Origin of the sequence: Microtetraspora sp. NBRC 16547, assembly GCF_030268965.1 — a bacterium.
Taxonomy (GTDB): Bacteria; Actinomycetota; Actinomycetes; order Streptosporangiales; family Streptosporangiaceae; genus Microtetraspora.
On sequence record NZ_BSSE01000001.1, the window covers coordinates 89,127 to 111,318 of the forward strand.

A 22,192-nucleotide genomic window follows, 5' to 3' on the forward strand; every position below is an offset into this window, starting at 1 on the left:
CTGTGCGCAGGCTAATCGGTCTGAGTGACCTTCTTCAGGCCCCGAGGGGCATCGGGGTCGATGCCGAGCCTGCGCGCGAGCGCCTCGGTGAGAAGCTGACCGGGCACGATGAGGCCCATGGGCGCCACCCATTCGGGGAGGTCCGGACCGTTCAGCGCGGCGGTGGCGGCCGCCGCCAGCGCCGTGCCGCCGCCCACGCCGTACGCGGCGGCGCCCGCGCCGGTCACTCGCTCGGCGAGCGCGACCGTCCCGGGCAACGTCGGTCCCTCACCCGCCGCGACCAGGATGGCCGGGGTGTCCTCGTCGACCACGGCGATCGGCCCGTGCAGCAGGTCGGCGTACGACAGGCCCATGGCGTGGAGGTAGCAGGCCTCCTTGAGCTTGAGCGCGAGTTCGAGCGCGGTGGAGAAGGCGAGCCCCCGGCCGGACACGACCACGCCGGGCTTGTCGGCGAGCCCCTCGACGACGGCCCCGAGGTCGCCGGGATCGTCGATCAGCTTCTCCACCGCGTCCGGCACCCGCTGCAGGTCGTCGGCGTTCACGTCCGCGCCGAGCCCCAGGGCGAGCACCGCCAGCGCGGCGAGCTGCGTGGTGTACGTCTTGGTGGCCGGGACGGCCTTCTCCTCGCCGGCCAGCGTGCACAGGGCCAGATCGGCGATCTCGGCCAGAGGTGAGGCCGGGCCGCCGTTGGTGATCGCCAGGGTCTTCGCACCGCAGCTCTTCGCCCAGTCGAGGGTCTCGACGATCTCCTCGGTCCGCCCGGACTGGGACAGGCCCACGGCCAGCACACCGTCCAGATCGAGCCTGCTGCGGTAGGTGGTGGCGATCGACGGCGCGCCCATCGAGCACAGGCGGCCGGCGCGCGCCTCGATCAGGTAGCGGCCGTACATGGCGGCGTTGTCAGAGGTGCCGCGCGCGACGAACAGGAGCTGCCGGGTCTCCCCCGCCAGCCGCCGTACCTCCTCCACCCTGGGAAGCAAGGCGTCAAGCGTGTCGCGAAGCGCGGCGGGCTGCTCGGAGATCTCGCTCCGCATCTTGGTCGTCATCTGCTGCCATCCTCAAATCCCGGCTTGGCGAGACCTTGCCGTTATCGATCCTTCTCTGGTCCGTACATTGACACACAATTCCAAGCTGTGGTCTAGTCCGGACTAGACCAGTACGAACCATAACTCAGTCGAGACGGTCAGATCGAGAGGGGAGGGATCAGTGGCTCAGATCGATCCGGACAGCCCGGTGCCCAAATACTTCCAGCTCCGGGAGATCCTGCTCGATCTCGTCGAGAGCAACGAGCTGCCGATCGGGGCGGCGATCCCCTCCGAACGCGAGCTGTGCCAGCGTTTCGGCCTCTCACGCATGACCGTACGCCAGGCGGTCGACCATCTGGTGTCCGAGGGGCGGTTGCACCGGGTTCCGGGCAAGGGCACGTTCGTCGCCCGGCCGAAGATCGAGCTCGCCCTCCAGCTCACGTCGTTCAGCGACGACATGCGGGCCCGGGGCCTCACACCCGGCTCCCGCGACCTCGACCGCCGGACCGTCCGGGCCAGCGCCCATCTCGCCCGCGAGCTCGGCATCCAGCCCGGCGACGCCGTGCACTTCATCGAACGGCTGCGCACCGCCGACGGGGAGCCGCTGTCCATCGAGCGCGCCCACATCCCTGTGGCCCTCGCTCCGGACCTCGACGCCTACGACCTGACCGGGCGCTCGCTGTACGCGCTGCTCGAGTCGCGGTACGGCCTGGTGCTCGACGCGGGCGAGCTCACCATCGACGGCGGCATCGCCGACCCCGGCGACGCCGACCTGCTCAAGCTGCCCCGGGGCGGCGCGGTGCTGCTGCTCGCCCGGCGTTCCTTCGCCGGCGGGGTGTGCGCGGAACTCGGCGTCTCCACCTACCGGGCCGACCGCTACCAGCTCAGAACGCTGCTCGAGATCCCCGTTCGACGCCCGTAACGACAGCGATCCTCCCGAACCCCAGCCCTGGAGGAACACCGATGAGTTCACGTTCGGCCGAGGTGGGAGCGCCCGCAACGCCATCCTCGGGATCCGCCGTGATGGGCGTGCTGCAGCGTCTGGGCCGTTCCCTGATGCTGCCGATCGTCGTGCTGCCCGCCGCCGCGATCCTCAAGCGGTTCGGCCAGCCCGACATGCTCGGTTCCAACGACTCCGCCACCGGCGGTCTCGCGGACGCGGCGGGCTTCGGATGGGTGGCCCACGCCGCCACCGTGCTGGCGAACGCGGGCGACGCGCTCTTCGACGCCCTGCCGCTGCTCTTCGCCGTCGGCGTCGCGGTGGGTTTCGCCCGCCGTTCCGACGGTTCGACGGCCGTGGCGGCGCTGGTCGGCTACCTCGTTTTCGACCGGGTCACCAAGGGCCTGTTCTTCCAGGCCCCGGCGGTGGACGCCGTCCACAAGCGCGTCGCGCAGACGGTGGTCGGCGCGGACGGCGTGGCCCGGGACACGATCAACTGGTCCGCGAACAACCCGACCGGCGTGCTCGGCGGCATCGTCATCGGCGTCGTCGCCGCCCTGCTGTGGCAGCGGTACTACCGGATCAAGCTGCCCGCCTGGCTCGCCTTCTTCGGGGGGCGGCGGTTCGTCCCGATCGTGACGGCCCTCGCCGGGGTCCTGCTCGGTGTCGTCTTCGGCCTGATCTGGCCACCGGTCGGCGAGTGGATCAACAGCTTCGGCACGGTGCTCGCCGACAACAGCGTGGTCGGCGCGGGCGTGTACGGCGTGGCCAACCGCCTGCTCATCCCGCTCGGCCTGCACCACATCATCAACTCGATCGTGTGGTTCCAGGTGCCCGGCTGCACCAACGCCACAGGGACGGAGCTCTCCGGCGACCTGACCTGCTATCTCCAGGGCGCGGACGGTTTCGGCTCGTTCATGACCGGCTTCTTCCCCGTCATGATGTTCGGTCTGCCCGCCGCCGCGGTGGCGATCTGGCGTGCCGCGCCCGCCCACCGGCGCCCGGCAGTCGGAGGCATCATGATCTCCGCCGCGCTCGTCTCGTTCGTCACCGGCATCACCGAGCCGATCGAGTTCGCGTTCATCTTCGTCGCCCCGCTGCTGTTCGTGGTGCACGCCGTGCTCACCGGCGTCTCGATGGCGCTGACCGCCTGGCTCGGGGGCCGTCTCGGTTTCGGGTTCTCCGCCGGAGCCACCGACGCGCTGCTCAACATCGGCAAGAGCAACACCCATCACTTCTGGCTGGTCATGGGCATCGGTGTGGTCTACGCCGTGATCTACTACGTGATCTTCAGCTTTCTGATCAAGAAGCTGAACTTCATGACCCCGGGCCGCGAACCCGAACCCGACGTCGATTCCGGCGAGAGCGCGGAGCCGGTCCGCACACGCCCCTGATCTGGACGGACCGAAACGCCGTCCGGCATGCGCCATAACCTGCCGGGCGCCACTCCAACCGGGCACCGTACGCCGTGGACGTTGCGCGCATAGCGCCACATCCCCTCCGGGCGTACCGGAAAGTTGGCGGCTTTCGTATCAACGGGCCGGTCCGGAATCTCTAGTAGTCGTCACATCCACCGACGACCGGGGAGTCCCGATGCCCGAATTGTCACCGGAACCGATCCGCCTGCCGCGGCTCCTGCCCGTTCCCGCCGCCGTTCCCGCCGCCGATCCCGCGTACGACGAGCCCACGCCCGGGGACGAGGCGCCCCGGACGTACGGCTCACTCGCCCTGGCCAGGGGCGGCGGGCCGCTCGTCATCGGGCCGTCCGGCGCCGTCCCCGACGAGAGGCGGCTGCGCGGCCTCGGCCAGGCCATGGCGGAGATCCTCTGCGGACGCCGCCCGCCCGCGACCGTGCAGGACCGGCTCAGCGAGCGCGCCTACGGCGAGCTGATCCGCGCCGGGAAGATGATCGACACTCCGCGGCCGCCGATGGTCGGCGCTCCGCACGTCCAGCAGTCGAGCGACGGAGTGGTGGAGATGTGCCTGTTGGTCCACTGCGGGCCGCGCAGCCACGCCCTCGCCCTGCGTCTTGAACGGCGGGGCGTCCAGTGGCTCGTCACCGACTTCGAGACGGCGTGACGCGGAACCGCGGTGCCGAGGCGGAGGCTGCCGGGAGGGCTGGGCCACCGGAACAGCCAGGGCGGTGGGCGCGGCTCGGCCGCGCGACCGGGCCGGACAGAAGGGGAGGCCCCCGCCGGTTCCCGGCAGGAGCCTCCTCTCAGGCGCGATCAGGCCTCGGCGTTCCTGGGGTCGCCGTGGCACCGCTTGAACTTCTTGCCGGAACCGCACGGGCACGGCGAGTTGCGCTCCACATCGCCGTACGCGGCGCGCTGCTCCGGCGTGGAGCGGACCCGGCTGACCTCGACGTCGCCGGTCTCACCTGGCGCCGTGTAGACCATCTCGCTGGGGCGGGCCGGCTGGCGCAGCGCCCTGGCGATGATCGAGCTCGCCTCGTGCACGGCCTCGTCCGCGTGCTCATGGTCGTGGTCGTGCTCCTCGACGATCGGGTTCGCCTGGACCTCGACCTCGAGGTTGAACAGGTAGCCGGCCGACTCCTCCTTGATGCCGTCGAGCATCGCGGAGAACATCTCGAAGCCCTCACGCTGGTATTCCACCAGGGGGTCCTTCTGCGCGTAGGCGCGCATGCCGATGCCCTCCTGGAGATAGTCCATCTCGTAGAGGTGCTCGCGCCACTTGCGGTCGATCACCGAGAGGATCACCCGGCGCTCCAGCTCGCGCATCGCCTCGGAGCCCAGCTCCTCCTCGCGCCGCTGGTAGGCCTCCAGCGCGTCGGCCTTGATCTTCTCGGCGATGAGCTCGGCGCTCAGGTCCTCGCGGTCGCCGCCGGCCTCCTGCACGAGCTGCTCGACGGTCAGCGAGATGGGGTAGAGCTGCGCGAACGCCTTCCACAGCTTGTCGAGGTCCCACTCCTCGGCGAACCCCTCGGCCGTGGCGGCCTTGACGTAGTCGTCGATGACATTGGTGACGAACTCGCGGACCTGCTCGTGCAGGTCGGCGCCCTCCAGCACCCGGTGGCGCTCGGCGTAGATCACCTTGCGCTGCCGGTTCATGACCTCGTCGTACTTGAGGACGTTCTTGCGGATCTCGAAGTTCTGCTGCTCGACCTGGTGCTGGGCGGACGCGATCGCCTTCGAGACGATGCCGGACTCGATCGGCACGTCGTCGGGGATGTTCAGCCGCGTCATGATCATCTCGACCCGGGCGGAGTTGAACAGCCGCATCAGGTCGTCCTCCAGCGACAGGTAGAACCGGGACTCGCCCGGGTCGCCCTGGCGGCCGGAACGGCCGCGGAGCTGGTTGTCGATGCGCCGGGACTCGTGCCGCTCGGTGCCGAGGACGTACAGGCCGCCGATGCCGACGACCTCCTCGTGCTCGCTCTTCACGGCCTCCTTGGCCTTCTCCAGGGCCTCGGCCCAGGCCTTGTCGTACTCGTCCGGGGTCTCGGCCAGCGAGAGGCCGCGCTGCTCCAGCTCCAGCTCGGCGCGGAACTCGGGGTTACCCCCGAGCTGGATGTCGGTTCCGCGGCCGGCCATGTTGGTGGCGACCGTGACGGCGCCCTTGCGGCCCGCCTCCGCGACGATCACGGCCTCACGGGCGTGGTTCTTGGCGTTGAGCACCTCGTGCGGCACGCCCTGGCGCTTGAGCATCCGCGACAGCTTCTCGGACTTCTCGACGCTGGTCGTGCCGACCAGGACCGGCTGGCCCTTGTCGTAGCGCTCCTTGATGTCCTCGACGCAGGCCTGGAACTTGGCGTCCTCCGTCTTGTAGACCACGTCCGCCTGGTCCTTACGGATCATCGGGCGGTTGGTGGGGATGGGGACAACGCCCAGCTTGTAGGTCTGGTGGAACTCGTTGGCCTCGGTGGCGGCCGTACCGGTCATGCCGCCGAGCTTGGAGTAGAGGCGGAAGTAGTTCTGCAGAGTGACGGTCGCGAGCGTCTGGTTCTCGTCCTTGACCTTCACGGTTTCCTTGGCCTCGATGGCCTGGTGCATGCCCTCGTTGTAGCGGCGGCCGTGGAGCACGCGACCGGTGAACTCGTCGACGATCAGGACCTCGCCGTCGACGACGATGTAGTCCTTGTCCTTCTTGAACAGTTCCTTGGCCTTGAGCGCGTTGTTGAGGAACTGCACGAGGTGGGTGTGCTCGGGCTTGTAGAGGTTGTCGATGCCGAGCCAGTCCTCGACGCGCTCGACGCCGGCCTCAAGGATGCCGACGGTGCGCTTCTTCTCGTCGACGACGTAGTCGCCGGTGCTCTCCTCGCCGTCCTTGCCCTCGGTGCCCCGCCGGAGCCTGGGCACGATCTTGGCGAACTCGGCGTACCACTTGCCGGACTGCTCGCCGGGGCCCGAGATGATCAGCGGGGTCCGGGCCTCGTCGATGAGGATCGAGTCGACCTCGTCGACGATGGCGAAGTAGTGGCCGCGCTGCACGCACTCCTCCATGGACCAGGCCATGTTGTCGCGCAGGTAGTCGAAGCCGAACTCGTTGTTCGTGCCGTACGTGATGTCGGCGTGGTACTGCTTGCGCCGCTCGTCCGGCGGCATGTTGGCGAGGATGACGCCGACCTCGAGCCCGAGGAAGCGGTGCACCCGGCCCATGGTCTCGGCGTCGCGCTTGGCCAGGTAGTCGTTGACCGTGACGACATGAACGCCTTTGCCGGAGATGGCGTTCAGGTAGGCGGGGAGGGTACAGGTGAGCGTCTTGCCCTCACCGGTGCGCATCTCGGAGATGTTGCCCATGTGGAGGTTGGCCCCGCCCATGAGCTGGACATCGTACGGGCGTTGGCCCAGAACCCTGCGGGCGGCCTCGCGCACGGTGGCGAACGCCTCCGGCAGCAGATCGTCGAGGGACTCGCCGTCGGCGTGCCGCTGCTTGTAGTCCTCGGTCAGGGCGCGCAGCTCGGCGTCGGACAGGCTCTTGAAGTCTTCCTCAATGGAATTGACCTGCTCGGCGATCCGCTTGAGCTTCCGCAGAGTCTTACCCTCGCCGGCGCGAAGGATCTTGTCGAGAATGGCTGCCACTTTTAGTAAAGCTCCTCGCAGGTCTACCCCGGCGGATCCACCGGAGTGTGAGGACGAGACATACTTTCCCCGCTGCCATCGTAGGCCGTTCCATCACCGGACACAGCCATCGGAGAGAGGACGGAGCGGCGTGCATTACAACGGCCGAAGCCTCTCAGTCGTTCCCCGGCTCGCGTACCGACAAGGCCATCGGGTAGAAAACGGTGTATGGCAGAAAGCGCACATCAGGGCAGTCACGGCGGAAGCCCCAAGTCATGGCTCGCCGTCATCATCATTCTCGCCGGTTTCACCGTCGGCGGCGTCGGCCTGACTCTCGGGCCGAGTTGGATCACTTTCTGGGTCGGAGCGGGCATCTGCGCGGTCGGAGGCGTGGTCGCCCTTCTGGTCGACATCTTCTCCGACGTGATCATCGACGCCCCGCGGGTGGTGCCCGAGCGCGAGCACCTCTCCCCCTTCGAGCACCACCAGCTGCCCCAGCACTGATCCGGCCCCGTACACCGTCGTAGTCGTTTTGTCGGTCACAGCGTCTAACATCGGCCGCTGTGACGGACCTGACAGCAGACGAGGCCCGCAGGATCATCCTCCGGGCCCAGGGTTTCCTCGGCGCCGACTCCCGGAGTGGCGGAGTGCGCGGCATGCTCCGGCGCGTGGGCGCGGTACAACTCGACACCATCTCGGTGCTCGCACGTTCGCACGAACTCGTCGCGTACGCCCGGCTCGGACCCATCGGCCGGGCGACGGCCGAGCGGGCGTACTGGCACGACCCGGCCCAGGCCTTCGAATACTGGTGCCACGCCGCCTGCATCCTTCCCCTCGAACACTGGCCGTTGTACGCCTTCCGCCGCCGTGCCTACCGTGACCGGCGCTATCGCTGGCATGAGGTCCCGCCCACCGTGGACAAGATTCTGGACCAGGTCCGGACGGACGGGCCGATCACCACGACCGACATCGGCGGCGCCCGGGTCGATCGGCGCGCCTCCGGCACGACACAGGCGGGCGAATGGTGGGACTGGTCCGACGCCAAGATCTCCATCGAATACCTGCTGGACATCGGCGAGGTCGTCTGCACCCGGCGGGTCGGCTGGCGGCGTGTCTACGACCTGGCCGAGCGGGCCGTTCCCGGCGACCTCCTCGCCCGGGACGTGACCGACGCCGACGGCGTGGCCGCGCTCACCTCGATCGCCGGCCGCTCCCTCGGCGTGGCCACGAGGACCGACCTGGTCGACTTCACCCGCGTCAAGGGCAAGTACGCCGACCTCCTCGACGACGCGCTGCACAGCGGAGCCGCGGGCCTGGTGCCCGTCCACGTGTCCGGATGGCCCGCTCCGAAATCCCGGCGCGGCCCGGCGGGCGACGGGTCGGCCAACGCATGGGCCCACCCCGCCGCACTGGAGAGCGAGCCGCGCGGGCGGCACCGCACCACGCTCCTGTCCCCCTTCGACTCCCTCATCTGGGAGCGTGCGCGGGCCGAGCGCGTCTTCGGGCTGAGCCACCGCCTGGAGGCGTACGTCCCCAAGCACAAGCGCGTACACGGATACTTCGCGATGCCGGTGCTGGCCGGCGGGCGGCTCATCGGCCGTGTGGATCCGGCCCGTGAGGGGTCCGTCCTCGTCGCCCGCCAGGTCGGGTTCGAGCCGGGCGGCAGCCGAGCCGAGGCCGTCGAGTCGATGCGCGCCGCGCTGTGGGAGGCCGCGCGCTGGGTCGGGTGCACGAGCGTGCGCGTCGAGCGAGTCACCTCGCCGGAGCACGAGGCCCCACTGCGCGCCGCGCTCACGGCGGAGCCGCCGGACGGCTCCGCCTAGGGAGTGTCGGACACGACCTGACCGCGCCGTCAGGTGATCTCGAGCAGGCGCTCCCGGACGGCGTACACCACGGCCTCCATCCGGGAGTGCAGCTGCAGCTTCTCCAGGATGTTGCGCACGTGGTTCTTCACGGTGTTCTCGGAGATGAACAGGTCCTTGGCGATCTCGCGGTTGTTCATGCCCTTGGCGACGAGGCGGAGCACCTCCATCTCGCGCTCGGTCAGGCGGGGCACCGGAAGCTGCGGGGGCCGCTCCGCCTCCTTGCGGCTCATGTGCTGGAACTCGCTGATCAGCTTGGCGGCCATCGCCGGGTTGATGAGGGACTGGCCCTCGTGCACACCACGCACGGCGTCGGGCACCTCGTCGATCTGGACGTCCTTGAGGAGATAACCAGTGGCGCCCGCCTTGATGGCCTCGAAGAGGTCCTCCTCCTCGTCGCTGACCGTCAACATGACGATCCGCGTGCTCGGCACCGACTCCTTGATCCTCCGCGTCGCCTCGATGCCGTCCTGCCTGGGCATCCGCACGTCCATCAGCACCACGTCTGGAAGCAGCCGGTCGGCGAGTTCCACCGCCTCCTGGCCGTCGCTCGCCTCACCGACCACCTCGATGTCGTCCTCGGCGGACAGCGCGAGCTCCAGGCTGCGGCGGATCAGCGCGTGGTCGTCCACAATGAGGACGCGGATCGGTTCACCGCCCCGCTCGCTCATGCAGCCTCCTTCGTCGGCCGCCTTCGCGAAACGCTGCTGCGCCTCCAGGTTCGCTCGCTCCGCTCGCTCACTTCTCCTCCTTGCGGGGGTCAAGGTAGCCGGATCGCCATCATTACACGGGTTCCGGCGTGGGAGAGGATCTTCGACGGCGGGGGTACGGCCTGGCCCGTGGATTCCGCCGGACGCGGAACCCACGGGGGCTCTTAGGGAGTGTCTGACAAATGCTGCCCGTCGCTAGCGCTGATCCAGCTAGCGCTCGATCAGCCTGAGCACGCCGTAGTTGTAGCCGCGGCGACAGTAGACGACGCTCGGCTGTCCGCTCTCCTTGTCTCGGAAGAGATAGAAGTCGTGCCCGACGAGCTCCATCTCGAGAAGAGCCTGGTCGATGGTCATGGGTTCGGCCTCGTGGAACTTCTCCCGGACGACGACCGGCCCCTCGCCGTCCATCTCGATCGGAACGACGGGCTCCTCATAGGCGGTCTGCTGCGGGACCTCGGTCCTGGGTTCGACCTCGGGCGACGGTTCGGTGATCTCCGGGATCACGTCGCCCAGTCCGGCGGTGAGCGCGCCCACCGACGGTGGGCTGTTCTTTCCGTGATGAATCTTGCGCCGGTCGGCGAGCCGCCGCAGGCGCGCTTCCAGCTTGCCCAGCGCGATGTCCAGCGCCGAGAACCGGTCGTCCGCCGCGGCCTCGGCCCTGATCGCCGGGCCCCGGGAGCGGATCGTCAGCTCCACGCGTTCCCGCTGGTCGCTCATCCGAGGATTCCGTTCCTTGGACACTTCCACGTCCGCCCGGATGAGCCGGTTGTCCAGTCGCTCGATTCTGGCCAGCTTGGTGGTCACATGCTCGCGGAATCGGTCACTCACACCGGTGTGCCGTCCCTTGACGATGATGTCCACGCAATAGCCCCCCTTCGCCTTTCGACTGTGATGGAGAGCGCGAAGCGCTCGCGGCACCCGTCCGGCCGACCTGGTCTTCGTCCCCACATCCGCCTGCTGAGGGTCTCGCAGCTCTTTGCCACTACTGCCCTTCTCTCCTTGCGGGGGACATCTGGACCCCCGGGGAGGCAGGACTTACCTCTAAGCCGCACCGTGATCGGACGACCAAGAGTCGCCTTACGTGGACCGTTTCGCCTGCGGCTGGCATCGGCTAGCCGGATCGGCCCCCTCATGGGGGTCGATCCGGTGCAACCACGGACCCGGACGGGTGCCATGTCCTGAACGCTAGTCGCTGCCGGGCCGAATGTCAGCCGCGCGACCCGCCGAATGATCACAGTTCGTGACCTCCGCGCGAACCGGCCCTCTCCGCCACCTGCTCGGCGTGGGCGGTTCCGCCTGCCGCACTGGGGTATCAGTGCCCGCTGAACAGGGCATCTCGTCCAACGAGGGACAAAGTCGTGGCATCGGACACAGCGTCGCGATCGACCATTTCTTTACCGTCGGTCATCGACGTGATCTCCGTCTCTCAGGCGTGTCGCGCGCCGAATCCGGTCCTTTCCCGGTCTTTTCGTCCGCTGCGACTCGCCGTGTGACGGCCTCTCCCTGTGGTGGCTCCTTCCGGTGGCGGCGACCGTGAGCGCCAGCGGGACCTTCGCACCGGTCTCCCGTATGGCGCGGGCCGCCTCGGCCAGGGTCGCTCCGGTGGTGACGATGTCGTCGACCAGGAGGACGGTGGCCGCCCGGCCCCCAGACGGCCCTGCCGGGCCCGCCCGGCCGGGAACGACCTCGAACGCGCCGCACAGGTTGGCGGCCCGCTGCGTGGAACTCAGGCCCGCCTGATCCGCCACCCGGCGGGCCTGCCGCAGCATCGGCGCGGACGTGGCCGGCAGGCCGCGCCGTCGCAGCAGCGCCGCCGCCCGTGCCGCGATCACACCGACCGGATCGTGGCCGCGTCTCCGCGCCGCCGCGCGGGCGCTCGGCACCGGCACCAGCGTGATCGGGCCGGACGCGACGATCCCCGCCACCGTCCCCGCCACCGTCCGCGCTCCCGTCCGCGCTCCCGTCCCCGCCGCGGAACCGGCGAGGGCCGCTTCCGCGACCTCGGCCAGGACGGCGGACAGCACCGGGGCCAGGGCCGTTCGGCCGCGCTCCTTGTAGGCGAGCAGCAGGCGACGGGCGGCGCCGTCGTAGCGGGTGGCCGACCAGCACTCGGGCAGGTCGGGAGGTGGCGGATCGGGTGGCCGCTCGGCCGGATCCCGGAGGATCTCTTCCATGCAGAGCGGGCAGACCAGGGCGTCCGGCTCACCGCAACCGGCGCATCGGGGCGGCAGGACGAGGTCGAGCAGGGCGGCGAGCACCCGCCCACCCTGCCAGGGGCCACCGACAGTCCGGCCGGTCCCACGCCTTCACGGGCGGCGCCACTCCGTCAGCACAGCGCCCCGATGACCACGATCAGCCGAGGGGGTAGACGGGCATGCTCGCCCCGTCCTTGGCCTTGGTCACCCACTCGCTCTTCTTGCCGTCCCAGGACAGGACCTCGCCGCCGTCGCCACCGTCTTCGCCGCCGGCGAGCAGGGAGTCCCCCGCCGCGCTGATGGTCGAGACGTGCGCCGCCGACTTTGGCTCCTCGGACCGCCCGTCGGTCACCGAGTACGCGGTGTAGACACGGCCGCCCTTGAGGCTATCGGAGAGCACCACCACGTGCTGCCCGTCCTTCCAGGCGACGTCGAGGATGCGCTGGCTCTCCTTGGCCTCCACCAGCGTCCGCAGCTCGCCGATCCGCAGGTTGCCCTCGTCCCGGATGATCGGGCCGGTCCGCACCTCGGGTCCGTGGCCGCTGTCGACGATCATCGCCACGCGGGCGCCGTCGCGGGCGACGCGGAGCGCCTCGACGTTGGCCTCGGCGATGTCGGCCGGGACGAGGACCCGCTGCGCCGCCGCGCCGTACGCGGTCCAGACGCGCAGCTCGCCGGCGATGTTCTCGGCCGTCCACACGGCGCCGTACCGGTCCCAGGAGGGCGGGGTCAGCGTGCTGCCCTTCGTTCCGGCGATCCACTTGTCCCAGCGGCTGTCCTCGGTCATGGAGGAGACGTAGACGGCGCCGTCCTCGCCGAGTGCGGCCACCCTGGCCTGCCGTTCGGTGCCGGAGATCGCCGGGAAGGTGAAGCCCATGGTCTTCTGACCCGGTGCGCCCTCGACCACCGGGTCGCCCGCGTCGTGGTCGACCCGGTGCAGCACGCCGCCCCTCATGAAGTAGGCGGCCTGGTCCCCGGTGAGGTCGGCGGGGTTGAACTCGGGGTAACTCTGCCACTTGATGGTCCGGCCGTCCGCCGGGAACGGCTCCCCGTTCACCTGGATCTGGATGCTCTGCCCCGGGATGACCTGCTTGAGCGTCCAGGCGAGCTGCGCGGACACCGCCCTGAGCTGCTCATGCTGGCTCCCGATCGTGGCCATGGACGAGCTGAAGTCGAGGATCACGCTGTCGCCGTCCGGAGCGACGCGGAGCAGTCGCGTCCCGGCCGGCAGCACGTTCGTGACCGCGCTGCGCAGCGACCCTCCCGGGCCCCGGAGCAGCCACCTGACGAGGGTCTCGACCTGGCTTTCACTCGGGTTGATCCGGATGGCGACGTGGTCGGCGACCAGCCACCTGCTGCTGACGTCGGGGTAGTACAGGTCGAACGCGCCGTACGCGCGCTTCACGTCGGCGGACGAGAGCAGCAGTCCCGGCGGCGCCGAGAAGATGCGCCACTCCCCGTCGACCTTCCTGAGGCCGAACGCCACGTCGCGCTCGACTCCGGCGAGCGTGAGGTCGTGGTAGCGCCCGTCGCCGTCGATCGTCGCGGCGACCGCCCCGCGGAACGTCATGGTCGCGCCGGTCGCGTCGCTCTCCTCCTTGGGCTTGGTCGAGTCGAAGACGGTGACGCCGCTTTCGGGATTCCACTCGGTGAGCGCGTCACCGGTGAGGTACTTCCTGGCGATCTCCCAGTCGGGGTCGTCCACGCTCGCCATCGCGGCGCGGAACCCCGCGACGATGTCCCGCGGCGGCGCGCCAGGCTTCGGCGGGGACGCGATCATGCGCACGTACGGCGCGTTCAGCGGGTCGCTGTTGCTCTCCTCCTTGGCGGGAATCGGGCTCCCGCTCGTCGGGATGATGGCGCACCCGGCTCCGCCACCGGCCAGCACGAGCGCGGTGGCCGCGGCCGCGGCGCACCTGAGCGGGCCGGATCTAGTCCACATCGAAGACCACCGTGTCCCCCATCCCCGCCGGGAGCGCGGGCACGTGCCCGCGCCAGCTCCGCCGCATCTCGATCTCGGGCGGGACGAGCGGGAGCGGCGATCCCTTGAGCTCGGCCCCCGCCTGCCGGGGCAGGGAGAGCCGGAACTGGGTGCCCTCCCCCGGCGCCCCCCACGCCTGGAGCCAGCCGCCGTGCAGGAGCGCGTCCTCGCGGGAGATGGCCAGGCCGAGCCCCGTTCCCCCGATGGTCCGCGCCCGTGACGGGTCGGCACGCCAGAACCGGTCGAAGACCAGGTTCTCCTCGCCCGTCTTCAGTCCCACCCCGTGGTCGCGTACGGCGACCGCCACGGCGTCCCTGTCGCCTCCCAGCGTGACGACGATGTCATTGCCCTCGCCGTGCTCGATCGCGTTGAACAGCAGGTTGCGCAGGATGCGCTCGACCCGGCGGCTGTCCACCTCGGCCATGCAGGGCTCGCTGGGGAGGCGCAGCTCGAAGCGCGTGGCGTGCTGCTCGGCCAGCGCCTCGGAGTCCCCGATCGCGCTCAGCACCACGTCGCGCATGTCGACGGGTTCCAGGTCGAGCGTCGCGGCTCCTGCGTCGTACCTGCTGATCTCCAGCAGGTCGACGAGCATCGACTCGAAGCGTTCGAGCTGGTTCTGCATGAGCTCGGCCGACCGCGCGGCGGCCGGGTCGAAGTCCTCGCGGCTCTCGTAGAGCAGGTCGGCGGCCATCCTGACGGTGGTCAGCGGGGTGCGCAGCTCATGCGACACGTCGGACACGAACTGCCGCTGGACCTGGGACAGCTCCTCCAACTGGTGGATCTTGACGGCGAGGTTGGACGCCATCTCGTTGAACGACGTGGCCAGCCGGGCGAGGTCGTCCTCGCCGCGCACCTTGAGCCGTTCCTCCAGCCGGCCGGCCGCGAGCCGTTCCGCGGCCTGCCGCGCCAGCCGTACGGGCGTGACGACCTGGCGGGTCACCAGCGAGGCGATGGCGGCGAGGAGCAGCACGAGCACGGCGCCGACGACGATGAGGAGCTGCCGGATGGACGACAGGGTCCGCTCCTCCTCGCCGAGCGGGAAGAGGTGGTAGATCTCATAGACGGTGCCGTTGTACGAGATGACCTTGGCCCCGACCACCAGGCCGACCTCGGGCGGCTTGCCGAGGAAGTGCAGCGGAACGCCGATCTGGGCGTAGGGCGGGTCCAGCGGGCCGAGCTGGCGCACCTTCTCGCGCATCTTCTCGGGGACGCTCCGCCAGTCGATGTTGCCGGTCGCGCGATCCTCGCCCACCGCCCCGTCATTGCGGATGACGACGCTGTAGCGGGATCCGGCCCGGTCGGCCAGGCTCTTGGCCACCACGTCCACCGGGTTGTCGGGCGACGTCGCGGCACCGTCACCGGATGCCTGCGGCTTCGCGGAGTCGCCGCCGAGGGGCGCGTTCTCCAGGTAACCCGCGATGGTGGTGACGTTCGCGGCGGCCTCGGCGACGGCGACGTTCCTGCGGCCGTCCACCATCGACTTGACGATGGACTGCATCAGGAAGACACCGAGGACCGCGACCACGGTCATCGAGATGACCAGCGTGCTGGTCACCACCTGGAGCTGGAGCGACCGCCGCCAGACGCCGCGCGCCCCGCGCACGGCGCGCCGGGCCCACCGGCGGACGCCGCGCGCGATCTGCCGTGGGCTCCTGCGGCCGCGCTTCTTCGCGGGGGCGGGCATCGCGGGTCGGCCGGGAGGTTAGGCGGGGCCGGCCTTGTACCCGACACCGCGGACCGTGACCACGATCTCGGGGTGTTCGGGGTCCTTCTCGATCTTGGCGCGGAGCCGCTGGACGTGCACGTTGACCAGGCGGGTGTCCGCCGCATGGCGGTAGCCCCAGACCTGCTCCAGCAGGACCTCGCGGGTGAAGACCTGGCGCGGCTTGCGGGCCAGGGCGACCAGCAGGTCGAACTCCAGCGGCGTGAGGTTGATGGTCTCGTCGGAGCGCTTGACCGAGTGTCCGGCGACGTCGATCGTGATGTCGCCGATCTGGAGGATCTCGGGGGTCGGCTCGTCGGTGCGGCGGAGCCGGGCGCGTACGCGGGCGACGAGCTCCTTCGGCTTGAACGGCTTGACGATGTAGTCGTCCGCGCCGGACTCCAGGCCGAGCACCACGTCGATGGTGTCGCTCTTGGCGGTCAGCATGACGATCGGGACGCCGGACTCCGCGCGGATGCGGCGGCACACGTCGATGCCGTCCGCCCCCGGGAGCATCAGGTCGAGAAGAACCAGGTCCGGCCGCGTGTCGCGGAATGCGTCGAGCGCCTTGTCACCGTCGGACACAAAGGATGGCTCGAATCCCTCCCCGCGCAACACGATGCCGAGCATCTCGGCGAGAGCGGCATCGTCATCGACGACCAGCACGCGTCCTTTCATGGCCCCTCATTCGTTCTACGCAGATTTGAGAGATATGGGCGATATCACACGTTCACCGGAAGGCTACCTGTGGCCACCGCATGAGCGATACACGACCATGACAAAGGAAGGAGTTTAGGCGCACAGGACGGAACGCGCGATGATGTGACCAAATGCGGACAAGATCGCACCACGTCCTTTGCCCGCACGGATGCCCGCACAGAGCGGAATTCGTGCCCGGGACCGCCGCCCCGGTCATCCCCGCGACCACGGCCCCGAATGATCGTTTCGAAATGTCGATCATGAAGGCCGCCGACGCGCGTGGGATCCCGCCCACGGCTCGCCATGCCAAGGAGCCGTACATCATGCCAGGATTGGGACATGACAGACGGCCCTGACCACGACGGCCCCGCCCCCGACGTGCCACCCGGTTGGGCGCCCAACCAGCCTCCGGCGTACAGCGGATCCCCGGGATCCTGGGCCGCCCCCGGCGCGTCCGGTGGCACACCGCCGCCCCCGCCCCCGCCTCCTCCTCCCCCGCCGCCGCCCGGCCAGCAGTACGGCCAGCAGCACGGGCAGCCGTACGGCCAGCCCTACGGGCAGCAGCACGGGCAGCAGCACGGGCAGCAGCACGGGCAGCAGCACGGGCAGCAGCACGGGCAGCCGTACGGGGCGCCGCCCTACGGGTACCAGCAGCACTACGGCGCCCAGCCCGGCTTCAACCCGTACGCCCCGGGCCCGCAGGGGTTCCGCCCGCCGCCGCAGGCACCGCGACCGGGCATCATCCCGCTGCGACCACTCGCTCTCGGCGACATCCTCGACGGCACCATCAAGATGGTGCGCTCGCACCCGAAGGCCACCCTCGGCCTGTCGGCGATGGTCGCGGCGATCACCACACTGCCGGTCTCCGTGGGGCAGGCGATCTACCTCCAGTCGTTCCAGGACCTCCTCGCCAACCCCGGGGCGGCGGACGCGTCCTTCGCGTTCGGCGGGGTGGTCGCGCAGCTCGTGGGCACCCTGATCTCGCTGGCGCTGACGTTCGTGGCGACCACGATCCTGACTGGCATCCTGACCCGGGTGCTCGGCCGCGCGGTGTTCGGCGGGCGGATCACCGTCGGCGAGGCCTGGCGGCTGACCAGGCGGCGGCTGCCCGCGCTGTTCGGCCTCGTGCTGCTGGAGGGGCTGATCCTCATCATCCCCGCGCTGCTCATCATCGGCCTGATCTTCGCGCTGGCCGCCTCCGGAGCCCTGGGCATGGCAGCGGACTCGTCCTCGAGCGGGATGGGCACGTTCGGCCTGATCATGCTGCTGATCGTCCCCTACATCGCGTACGCGCTGTTCTTCACGACCAAGTTCGCGCTGTCGGCGCCGGCCGTGGTGCTGGAGGGCCGCGGCCCGACGGACGCCATGTCCCGCTCGTGGCGCCTGGTCAAGGGCAACTCGTGGCGGGTCTTCGGCATCCTGCTGCTGACCAGCCTGCTCGCCGGGATCATCGGCTCCGTGCTGTCCTTCCCGTTCTCGTTCGCCGGTTCGCTGATCGGTATCACCGGCGGCTCGTCGGCGGGGGTCACCGTTGCCGTCGCCCTCCTCACCTCGGTCGGCGGCACGCTGAGCGCGATGATCACGTATCCCTTCCAGGCCGGCGTGAATGGCCTGCTGTACGCCGACCGGCGGATGCGGGCGGAGGCGTTCGACCTGGTGCTGCGGTCGGCGGCGGCGCAGAACCAGACGCAGGGCTGGGTGCACGCCTCGGTGGACGACCTGTGGGATCCGTCCAACGCCGCGGCCGCCGGGTCGGGCGCCGCCGCGTACGGCGTCCACGACACCGGCGGGGGGCACGGCGGGCCGGGCTCCTCCGGCCCCCCTCCCTTCGGTCCCCGATCGTGACTCTGCCCACCTCCCCGTGGCTCGCGGCCGTGGCGGCGCTCGACCCGCCCATCGACCTCGGCCGCGAGGAGGCCCAGCGCGAGGCCGTCGAGGAGCTGCTGCGCTCGGGCTACCACCAGGAGCCGTTGGTCGACCGGTTGTGGCGGCACTTCACGCAGCTTCTCGGTGACCTGCTGGACGGCGCGTCCGGAGGACCGGGCGGCGGGCGGATCGCACTGTTCGTCATCGTGGCCGTGATCGCGCTGCTCGCGGCGCTGCTGTTCTGGTCCCTGCGGCGAATGTCCCGCTCCCGCCGTACTCCGGGGGAGGCGCTCCTCGGCGGGCGGGAGCGCACGGCGGCCGAACACCGGACCGAGGCCGAGCGGCTGGCCGCGGAGGGCAGCTGGGCCGAGGCGATCAGGGAGCGGCTCCGGGCGATCGCCCGAGACCTGGAGGAACGCGCCGTCGTCAGCCCCATGCCGGGCCGTACGGCCGTCGAGCTGGCCGCGGACGCGGGCCGGGCCCTGCCCGAGCACGCCGCCCGGCTGAGCGCCGCCGCGCGCCTCTTCGACGACGTCACGTACGGCGAGGCCCCGGGCACGGCGGCGGAGTACGCGAGCCTGGCGGAGCTGGACCGGCGCGTCGCGGCGGCCCGGGCGACCCTGGGGGCGGACGCGTGAGCACCGTGACCGCGCCGTCGTCGGTCTCCACGTCGCCCACGGCCAAGGGCATGTGGCGGAGCGGGCGCGGCATCCTCTTGGTCGCGCTGCTGGTGCTGGCCACCGCGCTGGTCCCCGTACTGCTGTCGTCGCCGGGGACCGAGGACCGCCGGCTCGATCCCGGCGACTCCTCGGACGTGGGCGCCCAGGCGCTCGCGGAGCTGCTCGGCCGCAGGGGCGTGACCGTCGTGCGCGTCGAGAGCGTCTTCGCGCTGCTCGCCGCCGCGGGCCCCGACAGCCAGCTCCTCATCACCGACACCGGCTTCCTCACCGATTACGACGCACGCCGGATCGCCGGATCGGGCCGGGACAGGCTGATCGTCGGCGCGGTGCGGCACCTCGACATCCTGGCCAAGGGAGTGCTCGCCAAGGAGCACGTGCGGGCCAGGTCCCGGGAGCCGCGCTGCGACCTCCGGCAGGCGGCCAGGGCGGGCAGCGCCTACCTGGGCGGCGCGTCCTTCACCGCCCCCGCGGGCTCCACCGGCTGCTATCCGGCGGCCGGGCGGCCGACACTCGTGCGGTACGCGCTCGACGGGGGGACGGTCACCGTGGCCGGCGACGGCTCGTTCATGACGAACCTGCGCCTCGCGGAGGACGGCAACGCCGCGCTCGCGATGAACCTGGCCGGAGCCAGGCCCCGGCTGATCTGGCTGGCGACCCCGAAGGCGGGGGACTCCGGTCTGGCCGGTCCCGAGGGCAGGAGTCTGGGCGACTTCATCCCGGCCGGTGTCGGCTGGGCGATCGTGCAGCTGGCCGTCGCGGTGGGCGTGGTGGCCCTCTGGCGGGGACGCCGTCTCGGGCCGGTCGTCGCAGAGCGGCTTCCGGTCGTCGTCCGGGCGTCCGAGACCGTGGAAGGCCGCGGCCGCCTCTACCGGGCGCGGCGGGCCAGGGACCGCGCCGCGCTGGCACTGCGCGGCGCCGCGATCGACCGGCTGGCCCCCCGCCTGGGGCTGCCCCCGACGGCCTCCCCCGAGGAGGTCGTCGCCGCGGCGGCCGCACGGACCGGGCGGGACGCGCCGGAGGTGCGGTCCGCCCTGTACGGCCCCGCACCCGTGGACGACGGCGCACTGGTGGCCCTGGCCGGATACCTCGACACACTCGAAAGGCAGGTACGAGACTCTTGACCACTTCTTCACCCGGGTCTCCGGGGGCGGACGCGGCCCGCGAGGCGCTCGCCACGTTGCGCGCCGAGGTCGCCAAGGCGGTGGTGGGACAGGACTCGGTCGTCACCGGGCTGGTGATCGCGCTGCTGTGCCGGGGGCACGTCCTGCTCGAAGGCGTCCCCGGTGTGGCCAAGACCCTGCTGGTCCGCACGCTGGCCGCCACGCTGGCGCTCGACTTCAAGCGGGTGCAGTTCACCCCCGACCTGATGCCCGGCGACGTGACCGGCTCACTCGTCTACGACGCCAGGACGGCGGAGTTCGAGTTCCGCGAGGGGCCGGTCTTCACCAACCTGCTGCTCGCCGACGAGATCAACCGGACCCCGCCGAAGACCCAGGCCGCCCTGCTGGAGGCGATGGAGGAGCGCCAGGTCAGCGTCGACGGGGACGCGCGCAAGCTGCCCGATCCGTTCATCGTCGTGGCGACGCAGAACCCGATCGAGTACGAGGGCACCTACCAGCTGCCCGAGGCCCAACTCGACCGGTTCCTGCTCAAGCTGACCGTGCCGCTGCCGCCGCGCGAGCAGGAGATCGCCGTCCTGGAACGGCACGCGCTCGGCTTCGATCCTCGGGACCTCTCCTCGATCATGGCCGTCGCGTCCGCCGCCGATCTGGAGGCGGGCCGCGAGGCCGTGAAGCAGGTCCACGTGGCGCCCGAGGTGCTCGGCTACGTCGTCGATCTCGCCCGCGCCACCCGGCAGTCGCCCTCGTTGCAGCTCGGCGTGTCCCCGCGCGGCGCGACCGCCCTGCTCGCCGCCGCGCGGGCGTGGGGCTGGCTGTCCGGCCGGACCTACGTGACGCCGGACGACGTGAAGGCGCTCGCCCGGCCTGCCCTGCGGCACCGCGTCCAGCTCCGTCCCGAGGCCGAGCTGGAAGGCGCGACGCCGGACGGCATCCTGGACGGCATCCTCGCCGGCGTCCCCGTCCCCCGTTGATCCGGCCCTATGCGACCGACAGGTGCGAACCGATGAATGAAGGGACCCCCCGGTGGCGCTGACGGGACGCGCGGGACTGCTCGCGGCTCTCGGCGCCCTCGTGGTGCTCGTCGCCCCCGACCCACCCATGGCCGTACTGGGCCTCGCGCTGCTGCTCGCCGCGCTGGTCCTGCTCGACCTGCTGTTCGCGGGGAGCGTGCGCGGGCTGCGCTTCCAACGGGACGGCGAGCGCCTGGTACGGCTCGGCGAGTCGGTCACCGTGGGGCTGGTCGTGGAGAACCCGGGCCGCCGCCGGGTCAGGGGCGTGGTGCGCGACGCGTGGCCGCCGTCCGCGGGTGCGGCGCCCCGGCATCTCCGCGTGGACGTTCCCCCGGGCCAGCGTCGCCGCCTGGTCACCACGCTGACGCCGACGAGGAGGGGCGACCGCGAGGCGGTCACGGTGACCGTGCGCTCGCTCGGCCCGCTCGGCCTGGCCGCGCGCCAGGGCTCACATCTGGTGCCGTGGTCGGTGCGGGTGCTGCCGCCGTTCCTCAGCCGCAAGCACCTGCCCGCCAAGCTGGCCCGGCTCCGCGAGCTGGACGGCCGGCACCCCGCGCTCGTGCGCGGCCAGGGCACCGAGTTCGACTCGCTCCGGGAGTACGTGGTCGGCGACGACGTCAGGTCCATCGACTGGCGGGCCAGCGCCCGGCGAAGCGACGTCGTGGTGCGCACCTGGCGGCCAGAACGCGACCGGCGGGTGCTGATCGTCCTCGACACGGGCCGCACGTCCGCGGGCCGGGTCGGCGTGGCGCCACAGCCCGGCCAGGCATCTGGCCAGGCGTTTGGATGGCCCCGGCTCGACTGGTCGATGGACGCCGCACTGCTGCTCGCCGCCCTCGCGGCGCGGGCGGGCGACCGGGTGGACTTCCTCGCCTACGACCGGACGGTGCGCGCCTGGCTGTCCGGGGCGTCCCGTACCGACCTGCTGTCGTCGCTGGTCAACGCGATGGCGCCGATCGAGGCGGAGCTGGTCGAGGCCGACTCGCCGGGGATGGTCGCCGCCGTCCTGGCCAGGGCCAGACGCCGCTGCCTGGTCGTGCTGCTGACCGACCTCAACGCGGCCGCGATGGAGGAGGGCCTGCTGCCCGTGCTGCCGCGGCTGTCGTCGCGCCATACGGTGCTGGTCGCCGCCGTCGCCGATCCGCGCGTCGCCGCCATGGCGTCCGAGCGCGATACGGCGGAGCAGGTCTACGACGCCGCCGCGGCCGAGCGCCTGCGCGGCGAGCGGCGCAGGATCACCGCCCGCCTGCGCGGCCAGGGCGTCGAGGTGGTCGACGCGCTACCCGAGGACATCGCCCCGGCGCTCGCCGACGCCTACCTGGCACTGAAGGCGGCCGGGCGGCTGTAATTTTGCCGCGCCTCCGGCACGGCGGCTCGGCG

Annotated in this window: 18 protein-coding genes; 10 read left to right on the forward strand and 8 right to left on the reverse strand. The window is 70.9% G+C overall.

All coding sequences use genetic code 11. The annotated features are described in order from the left end of the window. Positions 1 to 11: 11 nt before the first annotated feature. Entirely contained in the window at positions 12 to 1,046 is a 1,035-nt protein-coding gene (locus QSK17_RS00380; protein ID WP_285702300.1) for an SIS domain-containing protein, read from the reverse strand. 160 nt (positions 1,047 to 1,206) lie between these two features. Between QSK17_RS00380 and QSK17_RS00385 the strand changes: the two genes are divergently transcribed. The 3 genes from QSK17_RS00385 (at position 1,207) to QSK17_RS00395 (ending at position 4,044) form a co-directional block, all read left to right on the forward strand. Beyond that, a complete protein-coding gene (locus QSK17_RS00385) occupies positions 1,207 to 1,947 on the forward strand; it encodes a GntR family transcriptional regulator (RefSeq protein WP_285702301.1) in 741 nt (246 codons plus the stop codon). 41 nt (positions 1,948 to 1,988) lie between these two features. Beyond that, positions 1,989 to 3,359 (forward strand): PTS transporter subunit EIIC, encoded by a 1,371-nt coding sequence (locus QSK17_RS00390; protein WP_285702302.1) that lies wholly within the window; start codon positions 1,989 to 1,991, stop codon positions 3,357 to 3,359. Between the two features lie 199 nt (positions 3,360 to 3,558). Continuing rightward, complete coding sequence (locus QSK17_RS00395) at positions 3,559 to 4,044, forward strand: Rv3235 family protein (protein ID WP_285702303.1); 486 nt, start codon at positions 3,559 to 3,561, stop codon at positions 4,042 to 4,044. Between the two features lie 149 nt (positions 4,045 to 4,193). On the opposite strand, the gene secA is transcribed toward QSK17_RS00395, so the two are convergent. Next, positions 4,194 to 7,007, reverse strand: coding sequence for a preprotein translocase subunit SecA (secA, locus tag QSK17_RS00400; protein ID WP_285702304.1), 2,814 nt, complete (start codon positions 7,005 to 7,007; stop codon positions 4,194 to 4,196). Positions 7,008 to 7,214: 207 nt separating this feature from the next. On the opposite strand from secA, the gene QSK17_RS00405 reads away from it, so the two are divergent. Both QSK17_RS00405 and QSK17_RS00410 read left to right on the forward strand, forming a co-directional pair. Beyond that, positions 7,215 to 7,490: an HGxxPAAW family protein gene (locus tag QSK17_RS00405; protein WP_285702305.1), complete on the forward strand. Its 276-nt coding sequence runs from the start codon at positions 7,215 to 7,217 to the stop codon at positions 7,488 to 7,490. 59 nt (positions 7,491 to 7,549) lie between these two features. After that, a complete protein-coding gene (locus QSK17_RS00410; protein WP_285702306.1) occupies positions 7,550 to 8,809 on the forward strand; it encodes a winged helix-turn-helix domain-containing protein in 1,260 nt (419 codons plus the stop codon). 29 nt (positions 8,810 to 8,838) lie between these two features. On the opposite strand, the gene QSK17_RS00415 is transcribed toward QSK17_RS00410, so the two are convergent. The 6 genes from QSK17_RS00415 to mtrA all read right to left on the reverse strand — a co-directional run bounded on the left by QSK17_RS00415 (position 8,839) and on the right by mtrA (position 16,114). After that, complete coding sequence (locus tag QSK17_RS00415) at positions 8,839 to 9,519, reverse strand: response regulator (protein WP_285702307.1); 681 nt, start codon at positions 9,517 to 9,519, stop codon at positions 8,839 to 8,841. A 249-nt stretch (positions 9,520 to 9,768) separates the two neighbouring features. Continuing rightward, positions 9,769 to 10,419, reverse strand: coding sequence for a ribosome hibernation-promoting factor, HPF/YfiA family (gene hpf, locus QSK17_RS00420; protein ID WP_285702308.1), 651 nt, complete (start codon positions 10,417 to 10,419; stop codon positions 9,769 to 9,771). A gap of 533 nt (positions 10,420 to 10,952) precedes the next feature. Then, the gene (locus QSK17_RS00425) at positions 10,953 to 11,816 is read right to left on the reverse strand and encodes a ComF family protein (RefSeq protein ID WP_285702309.1); all 864 of its coding nucleotides are present in this window, start codon (positions 11,814 to 11,816) and stop codon (positions 10,953 to 10,955) included. 94 nt (positions 11,817 to 11,910) lie between these two features. Beyond that, complete coding sequence (locus QSK17_RS00430; protein ID WP_285702310.1) at positions 11,911 to 13,695, reverse strand: LpqB family beta-propeller domain-containing protein; 1,785 nt, start codon at positions 13,693 to 13,695, stop codon at positions 11,911 to 11,913. Continuing rightward, positions 13,685 to 15,418: an MtrAB system histidine kinase MtrB gene (gene mtrB, locus QSK17_RS00435; RefSeq protein WP_285702311.1), complete on the reverse strand. Its 1,734-nt coding sequence runs from the start codon at positions 15,416 to 15,418 to the stop codon at positions 13,685 to 13,687. Before mtrB ends, QSK17_RS00430 begins: the two co-directional genes overlap by 11 nt. 18 nt (positions 15,419 to 15,436) lie before the next feature. Next, positions 15,437 to 16,114 (reverse strand): MtrAB system response regulator MtrA, encoded by a 678-nt coding sequence (gene mtrA / locus QSK17_RS00440; protein WP_210157292.1) that lies wholly within the window; start codon positions 16,112 to 16,114, stop codon positions 15,437 to 15,439. A 360-nt stretch (positions 16,115 to 16,474) separates the two neighbouring features. Between mtrA and QSK17_RS00445 the strand changes: the two genes are divergently transcribed. From QSK17_RS00445 to QSK17_RS00465, 5 genes are read left to right on the forward strand one after another with little or no spacing between them, the layout of a single operon-like run. Next, positions 16,475 to 17,980 carry a DUF7847 domain-containing protein gene (locus tag QSK17_RS00445; protein ID WP_285702312.1) on the forward strand — a complete coding sequence of 502 codons (1,506 nt, stop codon included), beginning with the start codon at positions 16,475 to 16,477 and terminating at the stop codon, positions 17,978 to 17,980. Further along, on the forward strand, positions 17,977 to 18,639 hold the full coding sequence (locus QSK17_RS00450; RefSeq protein ID WP_285702313.1) for a DUF4129 domain-containing protein: 663 nt from the start codon (positions 17,977 to 17,979) through the stop codon (positions 18,637 to 18,639). Before QSK17_RS00445 ends, QSK17_RS00450 begins: the two co-directional genes overlap by 4 nt. After that, the gene (locus tag QSK17_RS00455) at positions 18,636 to 19,802 is read left to right on the forward strand and encodes a DUF4350 domain-containing protein (RefSeq protein WP_285702314.1); all 1,167 of its coding nucleotides are present in this window, start codon (positions 18,636 to 18,638) and stop codon (positions 19,800 to 19,802) included. The genes QSK17_RS00450 and QSK17_RS00455 overlap by 4 nt, the downstream gene beginning before the upstream one ends. Next, a complete protein-coding gene (locus tag QSK17_RS00460) occupies positions 19,799 to 20,773 on the forward strand; it encodes an AAA family ATPase (protein ID WP_285702315.1) in 975 nt (324 codons plus the stop codon). The genes QSK17_RS00455 and QSK17_RS00460 overlap by 4 nt, the downstream gene beginning before the upstream one ends. A 52-nt stretch (positions 20,774 to 20,825) precedes the next feature. Then, positions 20,826 to 22,160 (forward strand): DUF58 domain-containing protein, encoded by a 1,335-nt coding sequence (locus tag QSK17_RS00465; RefSeq protein WP_285702316.1) that lies wholly within the window; start codon positions 20,826 to 20,828, stop codon positions 22,158 to 22,160. Positions 22,161 to 22,192: the final 32 nt, after the last annotated feature.